The sequence below is a fragment of the Gilliamella sp. ESL0250 genome, from assembly GCF_013345045.1.
Taxonomy (GTDB): Bacteria; Pseudomonadota; Gammaproteobacteria; order Enterobacterales; family Orbaceae; genus Gilliamella; species Gilliamella apicola_H.
In genome coordinates, this window is the sequence record NZ_JAAEDV010000001.1 from 1 (window position 1) to 20,593 (window position 20,593).

Annotated in this window: 17 protein-coding genes and 4 tRNA genes; 8 read left to right on the forward strand and 13 right to left on the reverse strand. The window is 34.6% G+C overall.

Annotated elements, in window-relative coordinates; all coding sequences use genetic code 11:
• Positions 1 to 158: 158 nt before the first annotated feature.
• The 4 genes from GYY69_RS00005 to pflA all read left to right on the forward strand — a co-directional run bounded on the left by GYY69_RS00005 (position 159) and on the right by pflA (position 4,984).
• Entirely contained in the window at positions 159 to 437 is a 279-nt protein-coding gene (locus GYY69_RS00005) for a hypothetical protein (protein ID WP_174795836.1), read from the forward strand.
• Between the two features lie 313 nt (positions 438 to 750).
• Positions 751 to 1,599, forward strand: coding sequence for a formate transporter FocA (focA, locus tag GYY69_RS00010; protein ID WP_238786488.1), 849 nt, complete (start codon positions 751 to 753; stop codon positions 1,597 to 1,599).
• Between the two features lie 68 nt (positions 1,600 to 1,667).
• Complete coding sequence (gene pflB, locus GYY69_RS00015) at positions 1,668 to 3,950, forward strand: formate C-acetyltransferase (RefSeq protein ID WP_174795837.1); 2,283 nt, start codon at positions 1,668 to 1,670, stop codon at positions 3,948 to 3,950.
• Positions 3,951 to 4,204: 254 nt separating this feature from the next.
• Entirely contained in the window at positions 4,205 to 4,984 is a 780-nt protein-coding gene (pflA, locus tag GYY69_RS00020) for a pyruvate formate lyase 1-activating protein (RefSeq protein WP_238786489.1), read from the forward strand.
• A gap of 51 nt (positions 4,985 to 5,035) precedes the next feature.
• On the opposite strand, the gene rarD is transcribed toward pflA, so the two are convergent.
• From rarD to recA, 10 genes are all read right to left on the reverse strand, one after another.
• On the reverse strand, positions 5,036 to 5,929 hold the full coding sequence (gene rarD, locus GYY69_RS00025) for an EamA family transporter RarD (RefSeq protein ID WP_174795838.1): 894 nt from the start codon (positions 5,927 to 5,929) through the stop codon (positions 5,036 to 5,038).
• Positions 5,930 to 6,003: 74 nt separating this feature from the next.
• Positions 6,004 to 7,296 carry a serine--tRNA ligase gene (gene serS / locus GYY69_RS00030; protein ID WP_174795839.1) on the reverse strand — a complete coding sequence of 431 codons (1,293 nt, stop codon included), beginning with the start codon at positions 7,294 to 7,296 and terminating at the stop codon, positions 6,004 to 6,006.
• A gap of 153 nt (positions 7,297 to 7,449) precedes the next feature.
• Positions 7,450 to 7,526, reverse strand: a tRNA-Arg gene (locus GYY69_RS00035).
• A 20-nt stretch (positions 7,527 to 7,546) separates the two neighbouring features.
• Positions 7,547 to 7,623 (reverse strand) — tRNA-Arg (locus GYY69_RS00040).
• An 18-nt stretch (positions 7,624 to 7,641) separates the two neighbouring features.
• Positions 7,642 to 7,718 (reverse strand) — tRNA-Arg (locus GYY69_RS00045).
• A gap of 18 nt (positions 7,719 to 7,736) precedes the next feature.
• Positions 7,737 to 7,829 (reverse strand) — tRNA-Ser (locus GYY69_RS00050).
• Positions 7,830 to 7,952: 123 nt separating this feature from the next.
• Positions 7,953 to 8,153 carry a carbon storage regulator CsrA gene (gene csrA / locus GYY69_RS00055; RefSeq protein ID WP_065638771.1) on the reverse strand — a complete coding sequence of 67 codons (201 nt, stop codon included), beginning with the start codon at positions 8,151 to 8,153 and terminating at the stop codon, positions 7,953 to 7,955.
• 139 nt (positions 8,154 to 8,292) lie between these two features.
• Positions 8,293 to 10,926, reverse strand: a complete 2,634-nt coding sequence (gene alaS / locus GYY69_RS00060) for an alanine--tRNA ligase (RefSeq protein WP_174795840.1) — start codon at positions 10,924 to 10,926, stop codon at positions 8,293 to 8,295.
• A 204-nt stretch (positions 10,927 to 11,130) separates the two neighbouring features.
• Positions 11,131 to 11,637, reverse strand: coding sequence for a regulatory protein RecX (locus GYY69_RS00065; RefSeq protein WP_174795841.1), 507 nt, complete (start codon positions 11,635 to 11,637; stop codon positions 11,131 to 11,133).
• Positions 11,630 to 12,676 carry a recombinase RecA gene (gene recA, locus GYY69_RS00070; protein WP_174795842.1) on the reverse strand — a complete coding sequence of 349 codons (1,047 nt, stop codon included), beginning with the start codon at positions 12,674 to 12,676 and terminating at the stop codon, positions 11,630 to 11,632. Before recA ends, GYY69_RS00065 begins: the two co-directional genes overlap by 8 nt.
• A 535-nt stretch (positions 12,677 to 13,211) precedes the next feature.
• On the opposite strand from recA, the gene GYY69_RS00075 reads away from it, so the two are divergent.
• The 3 genes from GYY69_RS00075 to GYY69_RS00085 are packed head-to-tail and all read left to right on the forward strand — an operon-like array spanning position 13,212 to position 16,693.
• Positions 13,212 to 14,456, forward strand: coding sequence for a PqiA/YebS family transporter subunit (locus GYY69_RS00075; RefSeq protein WP_174795843.1), 1,245 nt, complete (start codon positions 13,212 to 13,214; stop codon positions 14,454 to 14,456).
• 15 nt (positions 14,457 to 14,471) lie between these two features.
• On the forward strand, positions 14,472 to 16,109 hold the full coding sequence (gene pqiB, locus GYY69_RS00080; RefSeq protein WP_174795844.1) for an intermembrane transport protein PqiB: 1,638 nt from the start codon (positions 14,472 to 14,474) through the stop codon (positions 16,107 to 16,109).
• Entirely contained in the window at positions 16,109 to 16,693 is a 585-nt protein-coding gene (locus GYY69_RS00085) for a PqiC family protein (protein WP_174795845.1), read from the forward strand. The genes pqiB and GYY69_RS00085 overlap by 1 nt, the downstream gene beginning before the upstream one ends.
• 44 nt (positions 16,694 to 16,737) lie before the next feature.
• Here the strand turns inward: GYY69_RS00085 and pabB are convergent, their stop codons facing one another.
• The 3 genes from pabB to GYY69_RS00100 all read right to left on the reverse strand — a co-directional run bounded on the left by pabB (position 16,738) and on the right by GYY69_RS00100 (position 20,029).
• Positions 16,738 to 18,492 (reverse strand): aminodeoxychorismate synthase component I, encoded by a 1,755-nt coding sequence (pabB, locus tag GYY69_RS00090; protein WP_174795846.1) that lies wholly within the window; start codon positions 18,490 to 18,492, stop codon positions 16,738 to 16,740.
• 1 nt (position 18,493) lies between these two features.
• A complete protein-coding gene (locus GYY69_RS00095; RefSeq protein ID WP_174795847.1) occupies positions 18,494 to 19,069 on the reverse strand; it encodes an anthranilate synthase component II in 576 nt (191 codons plus the stop codon).
• A gap of 363 nt (positions 19,070 to 19,432) precedes the next feature.
• Positions 19,433 to 20,029, reverse strand: coding sequence for a CHAP domain-containing protein (locus GYY69_RS00100; protein ID WP_174795848.1), 597 nt, complete (start codon positions 20,027 to 20,029; stop codon positions 19,433 to 19,435).
• 268 nt (positions 20,030 to 20,297) lie between these two features.
• Between GYY69_RS00100 and yccX the strand changes: the two genes are divergently transcribed.
• Positions 20,298 to 20,576 (forward strand): acylphosphatase, encoded by a 279-nt coding sequence (gene yccX, locus GYY69_RS00105; protein ID WP_174795849.1) that lies wholly within the window; start codon positions 20,298 to 20,300, stop codon positions 20,574 to 20,576.
• Positions 20,577 to 20,593: the final 17 nt, after the last annotated feature.

A 20,593-nucleotide genomic window follows, 5' to 3' on the forward strand; every position in this document is an offset into this window, starting at 1 on the left:
ACGATGTAATCTACAACGACGATGACTCTGACTTTGACAGTTTCAGTGTTATTTGCACCGCACCTTAGCTTTTAGCATTGAGTTCTTAATCATTAAGGCGCAGTGATACTTATATGACTGTAGTTGGCTAAGTTATCAAAGAACAGCCCCGAGTCAGTTTGGGAGGGAAGGCAGAGCTGCGAGCTTTGCGCTTTAATGACGGAAAATCAAAAAAAAGCACTTCTCTGACTGCCGATGTCAAAGGCATGGTTGGCATTAAAAGGGTCAGTCTTAAAGGTATTTGGGTCGGTAAGTTTTTGCGTTTTGATACTAACGTTGTTTATTTTCCTAAAAGGTTAAAATCTCCAAAACTTAACCATATCCACATAGGCTTTATTCAAATACAAAATCTCCCAAAAACACACTATAAGTACTTGATTTTATCAAAAAATCATTAATCGGAAAAATAAATAAAATCAATGCTCTACTTGGCTGTTTTTATGGAAAAACAGTTCAGTTTTTGCAGCACCAAAAAGCTAATCTAACTATTAATTTAGTGTTAGAATGCAACAATAAATAAACAACGTACGTTTCCATCGTGGATAAGGTTTCCAGAAAACTTGCCTTACTTATTTTTTACGATAAGCAACTCTTTTAATAAACAGTGATTTTTTTAGTTTTAAAATTTTTTAATAAAAAAAACGTGATCTGCTTCAAATTTTGAGTATACTATGCCTCTCATAAAACCCTAGTTTTTTTGAGGATGTTAGTTTGAGTACCGATAAACTTGTAGATTCCTATTCTCCCGCACAAATGACCCAAATTGCCGAAGATATTGGTAATTACAAAGTAAATAAACCCTTATGTAGCACAATGTTATCTGCGATTCTTGCAGGGGTTTTTATCTCTATTGCTTTCGTATTTTATATTACCGTAACAACTGGAACCGCAACCGTTACTTTTGGTTTAGCAAAATTGGTCGGTGGTATCTGTTTTTCATTAGGACTGATGCTGGTTGTTTGTTGTGGTTCGGACTTATTTACTTCAACCGTATTAACCATTTTACCCAAAATGACTCGCAAAGTGAGTTGGGCGAAAATGATCCGTAATTGGATTTTGGTCTATATCGGTAACTTTATTGGTGCTATACTGTTTGTCACAGTTATTTGGTTTTCTGGTCAGTATATGGTTGCTAATGGTTTGTGGGGATTGAATGTTCTACAAACAGCTGATCATAAATTACATCATACCTTTATTGAAGCTGTGTGTCTTGGTTTTCTCGCTAATTTAATGGTTTGTTTGGCTGCTTGGATGAGTTATGCTGGACGTAGTTTACTCGATAAAATGCTCATTATGGTATTACCTGTCGCCATGTTTGTCGCCAGTGGTTTTGAGCATAGCATTGCAAATATGTTTATGATCCCAATGGGCATTGTTATTAACAATTTTGCTTCTCCTGAATTTTGGCAAGCAGTTGGTGTATCGCCAGATGCATTTAAAGAGCTAACAGTAACACATTTTGTATTTAACAATTTAATCCCAGTGACAATAGGGAATATTTTAGGTGGTTTAGCTGTGGCGCTACCTTATTGGGCTTTATATTTACGTAAGCCACATTGATTTTATAATATTTACCCTCATATATATGGGGATAAATAGATATTTTTGTAAACCTGAGGTGAAAAACTATGAGTAATTTAAACGAAGTACAAGCAGTTGCTTGGAAAGGCTTTAAAGATGGTGATTGGCAAAATAATGTTAATGTCCGCGATTTTATTCAAAAAAACTACACGCCATATGAGGGCGATGAGTCTTTCTTAGCTGGCGCAACTGAAGCGACAACTAAGTTATGGGATAAAGTAATGGAAGGCATTAAAATTGAAAATGCTACCCATGCCCCTGTGGATTTTGATACTAGTGTTATTTCGACAATTACTGCTCATGATGCAGGTTATATTGAAAAAGATTTAGAAAAAATTGTTGGTTTACAAACTGAAAAACCACTAAAACGTGCAATTATTCCGTTTGGTGGTATCAAAATGATCGAGAATTCTTGTAAAGCTTATAACAGAACTCTTGATCCTTTAGTTAAAAAAATCTTCACAGAATACCGTAAAACACATAACCAAGGTGTTTTTGATATTTATACACCAGATATTCTTCGTTGTCGTAAATCAGGTGTTATTACTGGTCTTCCTGATGCTTATGGTCGTGGTCGTATTATTGGTGATTACCGTCGTGTTGCACTTTATGGTATTGACTACTTAATGCAAGATAAATTTGCACAATTTAATTCATTACAAGCAGATTTCGAAAACGGTGTTGATTTAGCAATGACTATGCAACGTCGTGAAGAAATCGCAGAACAACATCGTGCGCTTGGTCAAATTAAAGAAATGGCCGCTAAATATGGTTACGATATTTCAGCACCAGCTAAAACAGCACAAGAAGCAGTGCAATGGACTTACTTCGGTTATTTAGCTGCGGTTAAATCACAAAATGGTGCAGCAATGTCATTAGGTCGTACGTCGACTTTCTTTGATATTTACTTCCAACGTGACCTTGAAGCTGGATTAATTACTGAAAAAGATGCGCAAGAAATTGTTGACCATTTCGTTATGAAATTACGTATGGTTCGTTTCTTACGTACTCCTGAATATGATGAATTATTCTCTGGCGATCCAATTTGGGCAACTGAATCTATCGCAGGTATGGGAGTTGATGGTCGTACTTTAGTTACTAAGACTTCTTTCCGTTTCTTAAATACTTTATATACAATGGGTCCATCACCAGAACCTAATATGACTATCCTTTGGTCTGAAAAATTACCAAGTGGATTTAAAGAGTTCGCATCAAAAGTATCAATTGATACTTCATCATTACAATATGAAAATGATGATTTAATGCGTCCTGATTTTAACAATGATGACTATGCTATTGCATGTTGTGTAAGCCCAATGATTGTGGGTAAACAAATGCAATTCTTTGGTGCGCGTGCAAACCTTGCTAAAACACTTCTATACGCAATCAACGGCGGTGTGGATGAAAAATTAAAAATGCAAGTTGGCCCTAAAGAAGCCCCAATCACTGATGAGTATTTAGATTTCGATACAGTGTTTGCTCGTTTAGACCACTTTATGGATTGGTTAGCAAAACAATATGTAACAGCATTAAATGCTATTCACTACATGCACGATAAATACAGCTATGAAGCATCATTAATGGCGCTTCACGACCGTGATGTTATTCGTACTATGGCATGTGGTATTGCCGGTCTTTCTGTTGCTGCTGACTCACTTTCTGCAATTAAATATGCAAAAGTAAAAACTATCCGTGATGAAGATGGTTTAGCGACTGACTTTGAAATTGAAGGTGAATATCCACAATTCGGTAACAATGATCCACGAGTCGATGATATTGCTGTTGATTTAGTTGAACGTTTCATGAAGAAAATTCAAAAACTTAAAACTTATCGTAATGCAATCCCTACTCAGTCAGTATTAACTATTACTTCAAACGTTGTTTATGGTAAGAAAACGGGTAATACTCCAGATGGTCGTCGTGCTGGTGCACCATTTGGCCCAGGTGCTAACCCAATGCATGGACGTGATCAAAAAGGTGCGGTGGCTTCATTAACCTCTGTTGCTAAATTACCATTTGCTTATGCTAAAGACGGTATTTCTTATACTTTCTCTATCGTTCCAAATGCATTAGGTAAAGATGATGATGTGCGTAAACGCAATTTAGCTGGCCTAATGGACGGTTACTTCCATCACGAAGCAACAATTGAAGGTGGTCAACATCTGAATGTTAATGTCCTAAATCGTGATACATTATTAGATGCAATGGAGCACCCTGAAAAATATCCACAATTAACCATTCGTGTTTCTGGATATGCAGTACGCTTCAACTCATTAACTAAAGAACAACAAAATGACGTAATCAATCGTACATTTACTCAAGCAATGTAGTTGAGTTAATTGATTAACTGATCGAAATAGCGTCCTTAAGGGCGCTATTTTTTTATCTAGTTTGAAAGAATAAAGAATATTGGTGACAACTTTAATTAAATATCAATATGATGATAATAATTGAATATTGTTGGTATTTATTCGGTATAATTAAACAAAATATAATTATCGTCGATTAATATAATTGGTGTAAGCCAAATGCTATCGGCGCTAAAATTATTAAAAGTAATATGAGCAATGATTAGAGATTATCTATGGAACAACAAAATATTATTATGACAACAAAATCGCCTATTAAAGGTCGCATTCACTCTTTTGAATCCTTTGGCACTGTTGATGGTCCAGGAATCCGTTTTATTGTCTTTTTTCAAGGTTGTTTAATGCGTTGCTTGTATTGCCATAATCGTGATACTTGGGATTTAAAAGCAGGAAAAGAAGTCACAGTTGAAGAACTGATGAAAGAAATTATTTCTTATAAAAGTTTTATTATGCCAAATGGTGGTGGGGTAACGGCTTCTGGTGGTGAAGCAACGTTACAAGCTGAATTTGTTACAGAATGGTTTAAAGCCTGTCATCAAGAGGGGATCAGCACATGTTTAGATACAAATGGTTATGCAAGACAGCTCGATCATGTTGTTGATGAACTTTTAGATGTCACTGATTTAGTTATGCTTGATTTAAAACAAGTCAATGATGATATTCATCAAAAATTAGTCGGTGTCCCTAATAAACGGGTTCTTGAGTTTGCCAAATATTTACAAAAAATCAATAAACGAACTTGGATACGTTATGTAGTTGTTCCCGGATGGACCGATGATGATAATTCAGCGCATTTGCTTGGTCAATTTATTCACGGGATGGACAATATTGAGCGTGTAGAATTACTTGCTTACCATAAAATGGGGGCATATAAATGGGATACACTTGGCGATGAATATAAGTTGGAAGGGGTTGAAGCGCCACCAAGAGAAACGCTTGATAGGATCAAAGACATCATAGAAAGTTATGGTCATTATGTCACTTTTAGTAAATAATAGATAAGAGGTCGACAAAAGGCACAATGAATTGTGCCTTTTTAGTATCCACTAAATTCTTTTACGTTTTATTGCTCGCATAACAAAAATCCCACCTTCCAAAGCTAGAATACAAACTGATAGCCAAATAAATCCATATGACACAATGTGCTTTAATGAGACTGTTTCATGTAAAAATACTATTGAAATAAGTGTTAGTAGTACGGGTTCCACGTATCCCATTAAGCCAAATAATCCCATGGGCAATAAACGACTAGCAACGAAATACATTGCAAAAGCAACCGCAGTGATGATACCTAACATAGGGATATAAATATGGAAATGAGAAAGATCACTGATTATTTTGTCTAAACGATAGTTTAAAGCACAATATATAAGGCACCCTAGGAAGATAAACAAAAAATCAGAAAACGTGCCAGAAATGCCATCTATTTGCAATTTGCGCCTTACTATAAAGTATATTGGGTACCCCAAGGCAATAACAGCTGTTTCCCATGAAAATGCTCCAGTAATGTAGATTTCAATAGCAACGCCTAATACAGCGAGTCCAACCGCAATTTTTTGTAAAAAACTAAGTTTTTCTTTATAAACGATCTGTCCAGAAATCACCATTGCTAATGGTAATAAAAAATAACCTAGTGAGGCGGATAGTCCATGTCCATTAAGTGGCGCCCAGATAAAAATCATCATCTGTATTGTGAGTAAAGCCGAAGAGAATAATAACCCCAGTAAAAGAAGAGGTTGTTGTTTTATTCGGCTAAATAGTGCAGTTATGGCTGGCCACTGTTTTCCAGCAATGATCAATACAACTATTGCAGGAAAGGATGTTAATAATCGCCAACAAAAAATATCAACAACAGATAAGGGATTTAATAAAACAGGATAGTAATAAAGTAGCCCAAATAAACATGATGCCATTATTGAAAGCATAACTCCTTTTATCATTTCTCCACCTACCTTAATTAATAAAAAAATAGCGCTAATTATTAGCGCTATTGTCTATGTGATATGTAGTTATCTTATCCGATAAACTCAACGCCATTCATATAAGGAACTAAAACAGATGGAATTTTAATTGTGCCATCTGCTTGTTGATAGTTTTCCATAATGGCAACCAGCGTTCGACCAACTGCTAATCCAGAACCATTTAGCGTATGTACTAAATAGGTTTTATTGTCAGCTTTATTACGATAACGAGCTTGCATACGTCGAGCTTGGAAATCCCACATATTTGAACAAGAAGATATCTCACGATAGGTATTTTGAGCCGGTACCCATACTTCCAGATCATAGGTTTTACATGAACCAAAGCCCATATCACCAGTGCACAGTATAATTTTTCGATATGGCAGTTCAAGTAATTGTAGTACTTTTTCTGCGTGAGCAGTTAGTTCCTCTAGCGCTTTCATAGACTCTTCAGGCTTAACAATTTGAACCAATTCTACTTTATCAAATTGATGCATACGAATTAAGCCGCGAGTGTCTTTTCCATAAGATCCCGCCTCTGAACGGAAGCAAGGAGTATGTGCTGTCATTTTTAATGGTAATACACTTTCATCAAGAATTTCATCGCGTACAAGGTTAGTGACTGGCACTTCAGCGGTTGGAATTAACGCATAATTGCTGCTGTCTGCTTCTTCATCTAGTGGTTTAGTATGAAATAAATCACCTGCAAATTTAGGTAATTGTCCTGTACCAAAAAGTGTTGCTTGATTTACAAGATACGGTACATAAATTTCGGCATAGCCGTGTTGTTCGGTGTGTAAATCTAACATAAATTGGGTGATAGCGCGATGTAAGCGTGCTATTTGTGATTTCATGACCACAAAACGAGCACCTGTTAGTTTTACGCCAGCTGCAAAATCAAGCCCACCAAAACGTTCACCTAATGCAACGTGATCTTGAACAGGAAAATCAAATGTCCTTGGTGTACCAAAACGTGATATTTCGATATTATCGCTTTCATCTTTACCATCAGGGACAGATTCATCAGGAATATTCGGGATAGTAGAGGCAATATCTTTAATTTGATTGAGTAATATATCAAGCTCTGTTTTTGCTCTATTAAGTTTTTCACCTAGTTTGTTAACTTCTTCACGAACAGCTGTGATATCTTCACCGCGAGCTTTTGCTTGACCAATAGCTTTTGAGCGAGCGTTACGCTCAGCTTGTAAGTTCTCAGTTTCAACTTGTAATATTTTGCGCTTTTCTTCTAGATGACGAATAGCATCAACATCTAATTTAAATCCACGACGTGCTAATTTATTAGCGACAAGATCCAATTCATTTCGGAGTAAATTTGGGTCTAACATACATAATGTCCATTATTAATTAGGGAATATCTTTCTACTTTGTTGTTATTCTAATATAGATAACAGAACATATAAATCAAAAAGTAGATTGATTTATTGATATTAAATTTTGTGAGCTTAGTATACTAGAATTATATCGGGATTCAACCTAAATGGCGCACCCGAAGGGATTCGAACCCCTGACCGCTCGGTTCGAAGCCGAGTGCTCTATCCAGCTGAGCTACGGATGCGTGTAAGTTCGTTAAAAAAGTGGTGCATCCGAAGGGATTCGAACCCCTGACCGCCCGGTTCGTAGCCGGGTACTCTATCCAGCTGAGCTACGGATGCGTTTTGAATTTATTAAAATGGTGCATCCGAAGGGATTCGAACCCCTGACCGCCCGGTTCGTAGCCGGGTACTCTATCCAGCTGAGCTACGGATGCATATTTTAATTTTTTAAATGGCGGTGAGAGAGGGATTCGAACCCTCGATGCAGCTTTTGACCGCATACTCCCTTAGCAGGGGAGCGCCTTCAGCCTCTCGGCCATCTCACCAAAACATTATGACTCTGCTTTAACAACAAAATCATAATGTGTGGCGCACATATTACGGTTTACAAAAAATAAGTCAAACATTTTTTTGCTTACGCGTGCTAGTTGTTTATTTACTACCCAATATTACTCTGTAAGGTCAGATGATCCATCGTTTACATCTTGGTGTTGATGAATTTTATTATATATCTCTTCCCTATGAATCGAAACTTCTTTAGGGGCATTGATACCAATTCTGACTTGATTACCTTTGACACCTAAAATAGTAATGACTACATCGTCACCAATAATTAGTGTTTCACCTACTCTCCTAGTTAAAATTAACATTAGATCTCCTAATATCAGTTAAGTATATATCCAAACAATTTTTAAGATATAGCTTCGTCAGCCCCCATCAGTAAGATAGAAAGACGGAATTTTACAGAAAAACTCTAATATTTAATTAAAAATATTTGAGTAAATCTGGCTAACTTGCTTGTAATTTATTACTGATTTCTTTTTTCACAGAAGATAACGCTTCTGGTAACGCCGAGAGATCCATTCCACCTGCTTGAGCGAAATCAGGTCGCCCACCACCTTTACCACCTACTTTTAGTGCTAACTGCGAAACTAATTCCCCAGCCTTGATAATACTGACTAAATCATTAGTAACACCAGCTGCTAAATTGATTTTACTATCATTAACGGCAGCTAAAATGATGACGCCTGTTTTTAATTGATTTTTAAGATCATCAATCATCGTACGCAGTACTTTTGCTTCGACGTTATCAAGTTTAGCGATGAGTAAATTTTTATTATTGATTTTTTCGCATTGATTAAGCAATTGAGCACTCTCCTGAGTCGCTTTCTGCGCTTTTAATTGCTCAATTGTTCTCTCAAGTAGCTTAGTTTGATCAAGCAATTGCTCAATACGTGCTAAAACCGCGGATTTGTCACTTTTAACAGCTTGTCCAATTTGAGCTAATAAATTGGACTCATGGTGTATCAAATCCATTGCATTTTGCCCTGACGTTGCTTCAATACGGCGAACACCAGAGGCTATACTTGATTCAGATATTATTTTAAATAAACCAATATCACCAGTTCTATCTACGTGAGTGCCACCACAAAGTTCAATTGAAAAATCACCCATTGTTAAAACTCTAACAATATCTTCATATTTTTCACCAAATAAAGCCATTGCACCTTTATTTTTTGCCTTATCAATTGACATTAACTCAATATCTACAGGTAAATTGCGACGAATTTGTTGATTAACCAAGTTCTCTATTTCAATAATTTGTTCTGATGTAATTGCTTGATTATGTGAAAAATCAAAACGCAAATAGCTGTCATTAACTAAAGACCCTTTTTGATGAACATGGTTACCTAAAACACGTTGCAAGGCGGCTTGTAATAAATGTGTAGCAGAATGATTACGACGAATACGTTCTCGTAGCTCTACATCAATAGCTGCAGTGATATTATCGCCAATTTTTAAAGAACCTTTAATGATTTTTCCTAAATGACCAATGCTTTTACCATATTTTTGGGTATCAAAAATGCTAAATTCAAGATTCGCTGCTGTTAATAAGCCTTTATCACCAATTTGACCACCTGACTCTCCATAAAATGGTGTTTTATCTAAAATGACGATAGCTTCATCACCAGCGCTAATACTTTCAACTTTCTGTCCATTTTTAAATATAGCAATAACTTTTCCTGAGGATTCTGTTGCTTGATAGCCTAAAAACTCAGTTTTATCATCAAGTTTAATAACATTGCTATAATCGACATTAAATGAGCTTGATTCGCGGGCTCGTTTTCTTTGTTCTTCCATACATTGATTAAAGCCAGCTTCATCAATACTAATATTTTTTTCACGACATACATCAGCGGTTAGATCTAGCGGGAAGCCGTAAGTATCATAAAGTTTAAATGCAATATCGCCAGGCAATACTTCACCTGTTAGTTTAGCTAATTCTTGATCGAGTAAAAATAACCCGCGTTCCAAGGTCTTTAAAAATTGTTCTTCTTCAATTTTGAGTGCGTCTTCGACTAATTTTTGATTAGTTTCTAGTTCAACCGCTGCGCTCCCCATCACATCAATTAATGGTTTAACAAGCTTATAGAAGAAAATATCTTTTGCACCAAGCATATGCCCATGGCGCACAGCACGTCGAATAATTCGGCGTAATACATAACCTCGACCTTCATTTGAAGGTAATACCCCATCCGAAATTAGAAAAGCACAAGAACGAATATGGTCAGCAATAACGCGCAAAGATTTACTTTCTAAATCTTTAGTTTGAATAACATTGGCTGCATCATTAATTAATTTTTTGAACAGATCTATTTCATAATTAGAATTAACATGTTGTAATACGGCCGCAATACGTTCTAGCCCCATACCGGTATCGACAGACGGTTTAGGTAATGGCTCCATTGTGCCGTCAGGATGGCGATTAAATTGCATAAAGACAATGTTCCAAATTTCGATAAACCGGTCACCATCTTCTTCAGCGCTACCAGGAGGTCCGCCCCAAATATGATCACCATGATCATAAAAAATTTCGGTACAAGGACCGCAAGGACCAGTATCGCCCATCTGCCAAAAGTTATCAGAAGCATATGGGGCACCTTTATTATCACCAATACGAATTATGCGTTCTTTAGGTATACCGATCTCTTTTTCCCAGATTGCATAGGCTTCGTCATCTGTCTCATAAACGGTGACGGTTAACCTATCTTTTGGGAGATTAAACCATTCTTTACTGGTCAATAATTCCCATGCAAAATGTATTGCATCATGCTTAAAATAGTCGCCGAAACTAAAATTTCCTAACATTTCAAAAAAAGTATGATGTCGGGCTGTGTAGCCAACATTATCTAAATCATTATGTTTACCACCAGCACGCACGCAACGTTGTGATGTCGTTGCTCTACTATAAGAACGCTTATCAATACCAAGAAATACATCTTTAAATTGATTCATTCCGGCATTAGTAAATAACAGTGTTGGATCATTGTGTGGAACAAGGGAACTACTTGTGACAACTTCATGTCCTTTGCCACGGAAAAAGTCAAGAAAACTTTGACGAATTTCTGCAGTACTTTTCATTTATGCTTCCATATAAAACGATAGATTTTCAAACATAGTAATATACCCGCTACAGCTAAAGTTGAAAAGTAAATATTCTTCTATTGATGCGGATCTAGTTAATATTACAAGTAAATTAAGGAAAAAATAAAAAAGAATTAGTGAGCTTTATTTGTAATTGTTTTTTCTAAATTGTATATATTATATTCTAAATATTATAATTATTTAAGTCAATAAATCTTGTACAGCTTTAATATCATCTTGTGTATAACCTCGTGATATTAAAAATTGCATACACTTTTGTTTTTTATTATTATTTTTATGGTTAATTTGTTTTAGCTTTTTTAGTAATTGCTGATGCGCAAGATCTTCCCAGTTGATATTAGCCATTTGCAATAGCTGTCGACTTAAATCAACGGATAAACCGCGTTGTTTAAGTTCCATTGCAATTTTATATTTTCCGTAGCCTTTATTTGCGCGCATAACAATATATTTTTCAATATATTGCTCATCATTAATCCAATTTTTATTAATACAATACTCAATAACATCTTGTATTTCAATTTTTAGTTTGGCTAATTGGCTTTGAGATTCTTCATCTGTACTCTGTTGTTTCTTTGCAAAAAAAAATGTTATTTTTTGGCTTAGCTCATACGAAGAGTGATCGCGCTGTGCAAGTAACTGCACAGCTTTATTTAGGATTAATTTATTGAGTTTTTTCTCATTATTCAATGCTTTCATCCTCAGATGAAATATTTTCGTCATCAGCCGTAAAAACTGCTGGGCTATTAAGTAATAAATCACGTAGTTTAGTTTCAAGTTCTTTAGCGATTTCTGGACGTTCCTGAAAAAACTTAATTGAGTTAGCTTTACCTTGCCCCACTTTTTCGCCATTGTAGCTATACCATGCGCCAGCTTTATCGACTAATTTATGTTTAACTCCTAAGTCAATTAATTCACCCTCTTTAGAAATACCGCAACCATAAAGAATTTGAAATTCGGCTTGTCTAAAAGGTGCTGCAACTTTATTTTTAACTACTTTTACACGTGTATCACTACCAATAACATCTTCGCCTTCCTTTACTGAGCCTGTACGGCGAATGTCTAAACGTACTGATGCATAGAATTTAAGTGCATTACCACCGGTTGTTGTTTCGGGATTACCAAACATAACACCAATCTTCATTCGAATTTGGTTAATAAATACAACTAAGCAATTTGCATTTTTGATATTTGCGGTAAGCTTACGTAATGCTTGTGACATTAAACGGGCTTGTAATCCCATATGTGAATCGCCCATTTCACCTTCAATTTCTGCTTTTGGTGTTAAAGCAGCAACCGAGTCGACAATAATAACATCAACTGCACCAGAGCGAACTAAGGCATCACAAATTTCAAGCGCTTGTTCTCCTGTATCGGGTTGAGAAATTAATAAATCATCGACTTGCACGCCTAATTTTGCAGCATAAATTGGATCAAGTGCATGTTCAGCATCAATAAATGCGCAAGTTTTACCTTCTTTTTGTGCTTGCGCGATAACAGATAAAGTAAGTGTAGTTTTACCTGATGATTCTGGTCCAAAAATTTCAACGATTCTGCCCATTGGTAAGCCGCCGATACCTAATGCAATATCTAGCCCTAAAGAACCAGTAGATACCGCATCCACATCTAACGTTTGGGTATCGCCTAAACGCATAATTGAACCTTTACCAAATTGTTTTTCTATTTGACTTAATGCAGCTGAAAGTGCGCGTTGTTTGTTTTCGTTCATATTATAAAATTCCAATGAGTTAGGATATGGATATACATTATACTGTATTGTTATACAGTATCAAGTTTTTTTTATACAGAAAAATTATTTAGTTAATTATGGGAACTTCTTCACAATTTTTTATAAATAATCCATTTAGTATAATAATTGAAACTAACAGATGGTGATGAAATAATGATATTCAAGATTAACTTTATTGGATTATTTTGTTAATTATTATAATTATAATATTTAATGGCTTTTAGACTAATGATGATAGTTTAAGTACATATAAAAGTCGTCATGCATTTGAGTTAGATTGTTATAAAAAAATCTGATCATAATCAAATTTTACTAATTTAATTTAGTAATGCTTTCATAAAAAATTGCCATTTGATATGATTAGCTGTGAAGAAGGTTTGACCAATTTTTATTTATTGAAATAGTGATTTCTTAAGCAATTGTTTGAAATAATTCAATAGTTTTTATTCGTAAACGTTATGCTAATCTGAAATATTTTTACAGACATAAAATATATATCAAATAAAGGGAAATAATGGCCATTGATAAACAACATTATGTTTTATGCTCACACTGTGATTTGGTCATAGAATTATCTAATATAACCATAGGGCATAAAGCTGTTTGCCCTCGTTGTAATACGACCTTAGCTAAAAATAATAGTAATATGAAGTTTAGCGCAGCTATGTATGCAGTTTGTTCATTAATTATGATTATTGTAGCCTGTGGCTTTATCTTTATTGATATTCGTATTGTGGGCAATTTTATTGGTATTAGCGTAATAGATATCCCTAAAACCCTTTTTTTTGATAAATATAGCTATATTTCAGCGCTTTTTATCTTATTTGTTTTGTTTTTTCCTATATTAAATTTATCAATTATCGTTTTGCTCTGTTCTAAACTACGATTAACAAAGTACCGTAAACGAGATTTGCTTATTTTTTATGAAAAGTTTCAGCATTGGTGTATGCCCGAAATTTTTCTTACAGGAATTTTGGTGAGTTTTGTTAAATTAATGAGTTATGGCAGTATTGGTGTGACTGGCACATTTTGGGCGTTCTGTCTATTTGTCTTTTTTTATATAAAATCTTTAGTGATTTTTTCGCCAGAAACAATCTGGAATGAAATTCATCGTAGTAATTTTGCTACCGATACACTAAAAGTCGGTAAAACTGGCATGTGTCAAAATTTAAAACTTTGCAAATGCTGTCAGGCTATATTGCCAGTGCATTATGTAAAATGTCCGAGGTGTAAACAAAAAAGCAAAATCAGAGATCTTGATAAAATACAATGGACTCTGGCCTTATTGGTTACTTCATTAATTCTTTACATTCCCGCTAATTTATTTGGAATTATGATAACCGTTGTTTTCGGATCGTCATCAACATCGACTATTATGGATGGTGTCATTTATATGTGGCAGGCCGGTGATATACCTGTTGCACTTGTCATTTTTATTGCGAGTGTTGTTATTCCAATCTTAAAGATCATTTCACTCAGTTGGCTTTGTTATTTTGCACTAGCAGTAAAACGAAAAAATAAACATAATTGCTTAAAAATGAAAAAATTGTACACTGCAGTTGAGTTTATTGGTAAATGGTCAATGATTGATATATTTGTGGTTGCTGTTATTTGTTCTTTGGTTAGAAATCAGCAAATGATGGGCGTTTACCCAGATATTGGTGTTACATTTTTTGCAACTGTCGTTATTATCACGATGATTGCATCACAAAAATTTGATCCTCGGTTAATTTGGGATCGTCGGCAAAAAAGAAAATAGATTAATAGGAACAATATGGCAACATCAAGTAAATTAGCAAAAATAATTAGAATTAGAGCTATTTCAGCTATATGGATTATTCCCATTGTGACTGCAATTGTGGGGCTTTGGATAATCTATGCTCATTTTGCCGATAGAGGCACCTCGTTCACATTACTTGCAAAAGACGCAAGTGGCATTATTGCTGGAAAAACAGTAATTAAAAACCGCAGCGTTGATGTAGGTATAGTTGACGAAGTGACTTTATCTGATGACTACAAACAAGTGGTAATAAAAGGTCGTATTTATAATGATATGGATCCGTTACTAAAAAATGACTCGATTTTTTGGGTTGTTAAGCCTGAAATTGGCCGTGATGGGGTGACTGGGTTAGGGACTATTTTATCGGGTGTTTATATAGAATTAGCTGCTGGAAACGATACACATAGTTTTCAACATAAACCGTTCGTGCTTTCGGATGCTCCACCCTTGTCTGATCCAAGCATTAAAGGAATTCGCCTAAATTTAGAAAGTGAGCAAAATGGTGTGATTCCTCGTGGTGCTTCTATCATGTTTCATGGCTATCGTGTAGGTAATGTTGAGACTTCAGAATTTGATGTTGAATCACGTAAAATGAAATATCAAATTTTTATAACTAAACCTTATGATGTACTAGTAACACAAAATGTTCGTTTTTGGAAAGAAGGAGGGATCAATTTAACACTATCATCTCGGGGGGCTAGTCTCGATGTACCTTCTTTAGATGTGTTAATGTCTGGAGGGATTAGTTTTGATTTACCTGAAGGTTCCAAATTAGGTGCACCTGCTGAACAAAATGCAGTTTATAAACTATATGAAGATAAAAAATCTATCCAAGACTCGCAGTATACCGAATATAAAGAGTTTCTTATTATGCTCTCTGACTCAATATCTGGATTAACCGAAGGTGTGCCCGTTGAATATCATGGTATTAGGCTAGGCACAGTATCTAAAGTGCCATTTTACACTGCTGAAATGCTAGAAAAATCGTCAATTTTAAATAAAAAAGTGCCGATATTAATCAGGATTGAACCCGATCGTTTATCTGAACTGGTTGATGAAAAGATCGACATTGCCGCATTAATTATGAAAGAGCAAAAAAATGGATTAAGAGCTTCGTTAAAAACCTTGAACATGTTCACAGGTGCACTATATATAGATCTTGATTTTTATCCTGACTTAAAAAATCAATATGATCCTAAACTAGCGAAACAGTTTGGTTACAACACTATTGAGGCAACTTCGACAGGAATTGCGCAAATTCAAGCAAAAATTATGCAGTTACTTGATAACTTTAATAATTTACCACTTAACAATACCTTATCACAGTTCAACCAATCATTAGCTTCAAGCGAACGATTAATGAAATCATTAAATCAGATTATGGCGAGTAAGGAAATGCAAAATATGCCAAAAGATCTGCAAAAGACATTACGTTCATTAAATGAAACAATGAAAGGCTTACAACCGGGTTCTGAGCTCAACAATCAAATGAAAGAGAGTTTACAAAAAGTGCAACAAATGATGGACGAACTCACTCCATTACTCAATACGCTTAATGATAAAAGTAATGCATTGATTTTTTCTGCGCCAGCGAAAAAAGATCAAGAACCTCAAGCAAAAGGTAAAAAATAATGAACAGAATATATAAAAAACTGCTTATAGTCGTATTTATGCCATTATTTGCTATATTAGTGGGTTGCTCAGCTAGCATCCCGAGTAAAAGTTATTTTCAACTCACTAGCAATTCACAGATTCCTGTATCGCAAAATATGAAAACCACGAATCAATTTATTTGGATTGAGTCAGTTGATGTGGCGAGTTTTTTAAATAAACCGGGTATTGTATTACAAACTGATAATATTAAATATGAAACAGCAATCAACCATTTATGGGTATCAACGTTATCTCAGCAGCTTCAAGACCGATTAACGCAGGATTTAACGGCTATGTTACCTAATTATTTAGTATCCAGTAAGTCAATTACAACACCAACACTAACGGTAAAATTATTTATAGATAGCTTTCATGGCAGTTATACGGGGGATGCGATAATTAAAGGCCGATGGGTTGTTACTGACCGTAAAAATAATATTGAAAGCAAACCATTTGAGCGCCATATTCCTTTAGCAACCAATGGCTATGATGCTTTAGTTAAAGCGCTATCGAAAGGATGGCAAGATGAAGAACTAGACTTTGCAAACTCAATAAAACATTAGTGTTACACTGATATTCTGTCAGCGTGCTGACGGAATGTCTAAACTTAAATGGCAATAGATCTTAGTGACAATTTGAATTGACTAAAGACCTTATCATCGATTTCCACCCATTTGCGAACACTATTGATAAAAGCGATTTTATCAGCATTTACCAGATCATCTTTTAAAATCGTTTTTTCTAACAATTGATTGTGATCCAAATAAAATTGCCGCATAGTGCCGGCTAATAATCCTGATTCTTTTTTAGGTGTCACCCATTCATCATTAATCAGTAACGCGAGATTACCATTAACAAATTCAGTAATCTCATTGTGTTGATTAAAATTAATATATTCTTTTCCTACAGTTAAATCAGGGAAGTGCTCACGATTGGAAGTTTTATGATATAAATACACATTTTGAGTATTAACACATTGTGTTGCCAGATGAATTTCATTAATTTTCATTGGGTTATTAATTATATCTTGGTTAATGGAATAGTGCCCATCTTTTTGCTGTAAGATTCTCACTTTATAAAGGTTGTTAGGCATGGAATTTGCTAACTTAATGAGTTGCATCTTAATTGCATGAATGTCACAGTTAAAATCAAAATAATTAGCTGATTGAGCAAGTCTGCTTAAATGTTCATCTAATAATAAAAATTGCCCTTTTTCAAGCAACAATGATTCAATAATATATTTTGGGGTAGAAATAGTGCGATTCAAAATGGCTGTTTTCGCTAAGATCTCACTATATTCGTCTTGAGATGTTGAATCCCAAGTGATCCCACCACCAACACCATAGCGCATCTGTTGATTGTGTATGGTTAATGTACGAATTGGGATATTAAATATAGCTTTATTCATATAGGGCTCAATATAACCAATTGTTCCACAGTAAACACCCCGTGGTGAGTTTTCAATATCTACGATAATTTGCATAGTACTGGTTTTTGGGGCACCGGTAATTGAGCCACAAGGGAATAGGGCTTGAAAAATTTGATATAAACTGACATTTTCCTTCATTTCAGCTTGAATCGTTGACGTCAATTGCCAAACGGTTGGATATTTTTCCGCTGAAAATAATTTAGGCACCGTTACTGTTCCCGGTTTTGCAATGCGACTTAAATCATTACGCAACAAATCAACAATCATCATGTTTTCAGCTTGATTTTTTTCAGAAAATAACAACTCTAATTGTCGTTTATCTTGTTGATTATTTAAGCCGCGTGCGGTTGTTCCTTTCATTGGTTTTGTCGTAATAATGTTATTGTCTAACTTAAAGAATAATTCGGGTGAAATCGATAAAATATGATAATCGTCAAACTCAAGATAAGCACAATAATCTGCCTGATTGTTTTTTTGTAGAAAGTGGTAATAATCAATAGCGCTTTCATTAAATGGTGCGGTAAATTGGATAGTATAGTTGGTTTGATAAGTATTGCCTGATTCAATTTGTGATCGAATAAAGTCAATTTTTTGATTATATTCATCTCTTGATGTATCGCTTATTAAATCAAAGCTTGGCGGTGTATAATCATTTAGTTCTACTTGTTCAACGATAGAATAATGATCAAAAATACCAAATAACAATAGTGGCAAACCTTGATGGACCTCATCATTATGTTTTGTTTTATTTTCGCTATTTAACCCCGTTGCGCTTTCATAAGCGAGATATCCAACCGCGTAAAAACCTTGTTGCGTAAATTTTTCGATTAAATCGAATTGCTGTTTAATTGTTGAGTAATCATTCGATCTTAAAATAGCGATAGGATTGCAAAAATATTTATGCTGACCTTCAAAATCTATATAAATTTTCATATTAAGATTGCTCATGGACAAAATTGTTAATCATTTGTAAACCTGATTCGGTTTTTATCGCTTCAGGGTGGAATTGAACTGACTCAATGGGTAACGTTTTATGACGTAATCCCATAATCAACCCTTGATTGTTGCGAGCGGTTACAATCAGGTGAGAATTTTTTTGTGAAAAATTATCACATGCAATTAATGAGTGATAGCGAACCACTGAAAGCGGGTTTTTGACTCCTTTAAATATCCCCTGACCATCATGTGTTATTTCATCAACTTTACCGTGCATCGGTGTTGGTGCTTTGGCAATGCGGTAACCATAATATTGTGCAATGGCTTGATGTCCTAAACAAATTCCCAATATCGGGCAAATATGAGCAAATTCGGCAATAATAGCAAGTGATATTCCTGCATTAATTGGTGTCCCTGGGCCAGGGGAGATGATAATTTTAGAAAAGGCGAGTTCTTTTACTTGTTCCATTGTCAGTTCGTCGTTTTTGATGACTTTAACTTCTGCGCCAACTTGGCATAAATAATCGTTAATATTAAATGTAAAAGAATCATAATTATCTATTAATAATATCAAAATACAGTCCATTAATTACAAAGCATATTGATTTAAAAACTGGTAACTGTAACAGTTAAAATCCAGTCGTAACACGATTTATTATACCGTTGATACACTTAAAAGAAGAAATCATTGTGGTTTTGCCCTTTTTTATCTCTTTTTTATACTTAAACACTACCTTTTCTGAAACTTTTTTACAAAATAAACACAATATAAAAAAACAGCTAAACTGAAAACTATTTTAGAGACAATAAAAATAGTATCCAAGTAGTAGAATGAATGGTTTGTTGATTAGTATCTATTAAAGCACTCGATTGTTCTTTTTTTATGTTGTGAATAATTATGTTGCTTATCTTTTTATAACCCGATTTATTTGGACAGCTATTGTTTTTTACGCAAATAACCTAAAGCGCCAGCAATCTCTATTGTCCATATTCCATTTTTAAGAATTAAAGGAAACGTTGCTCTACTGCTAGCATTGGGTCCTGGATTTTGTTGCACAATTTCAATTTCGGTGTCAGTTACTTTACTGATAATAGCAACATGCCCATAGCTAGACCAATTAAGAACAATAATATCATCAACTTGTGGTTTAGTGGGTGATCCATTATGAAATTGTAGTAAATTGCGTTGGCGATTGATCTTTCCATCAGCAATTGATGGGTCAAAAAAATCTTTAGCATGGCCATAGCTATTTGGCATTTTATGATTAAAACGCTGATAATAATAACGTTTAATAAACTCAACACATTGATATTTTTGGCCTAAGTTATAGCCGTCTTTCGCGATATTTCTTCCACTCACGTTATAGATGCTACCATTATAATAGACTTTCACTCCATTAAATTCATCAACGACCTTGCCAATTTTTTGTTTATCAATACCAACATTGGCAAAAGTACATGAACAAAGTGTATAGTAGCTTAATATTGATAATAGCCAAAATAAGAACAGGCTTTTTTTATAGTTCAATACCATTTTTTATATCCATTGTTTTTATAATCTGTTATTAATTCTAATGGTTATTCTATTAAAAAAACAAAATAAATAAAATCGAATCGAGTAATAACAACTTTATAGTAATATTATTACGTTATCTTATATGACACTTACTAGTGTGGTATTTATATTTTTTGGATAAATTAGTGCCTGATGATGGTGAATGATTATTCACTGCTTACAATCTGAATAATCCTATTCATCATTACGATAACTATGTTTGAGTTAGTAATAGCGGGGTTGTAGGATGATTAAGAAAGTTAAAATAAATGTGAGTGGTCGAGTGCAAGGCGTTGGATTTCGTTTTTTTACTTATCAGCAAGCCCAAAAGCTGGGATTAGTTGGTTATGTTCGCAATTTAGAAAATGGTGATGTTGAAATTATTGCTCAAGGTGACGACTTACAAATAGCCAAATTAAAAAAATGGATTGAAAATGGTGGTCCTGCCTCGTCGCGTATTTCACATATAAATATTTGTGAATTATTGCCACAAAACGACTTAACTTCTTTTAATGTTCGATATTAATTTAATAAAAAATAAAG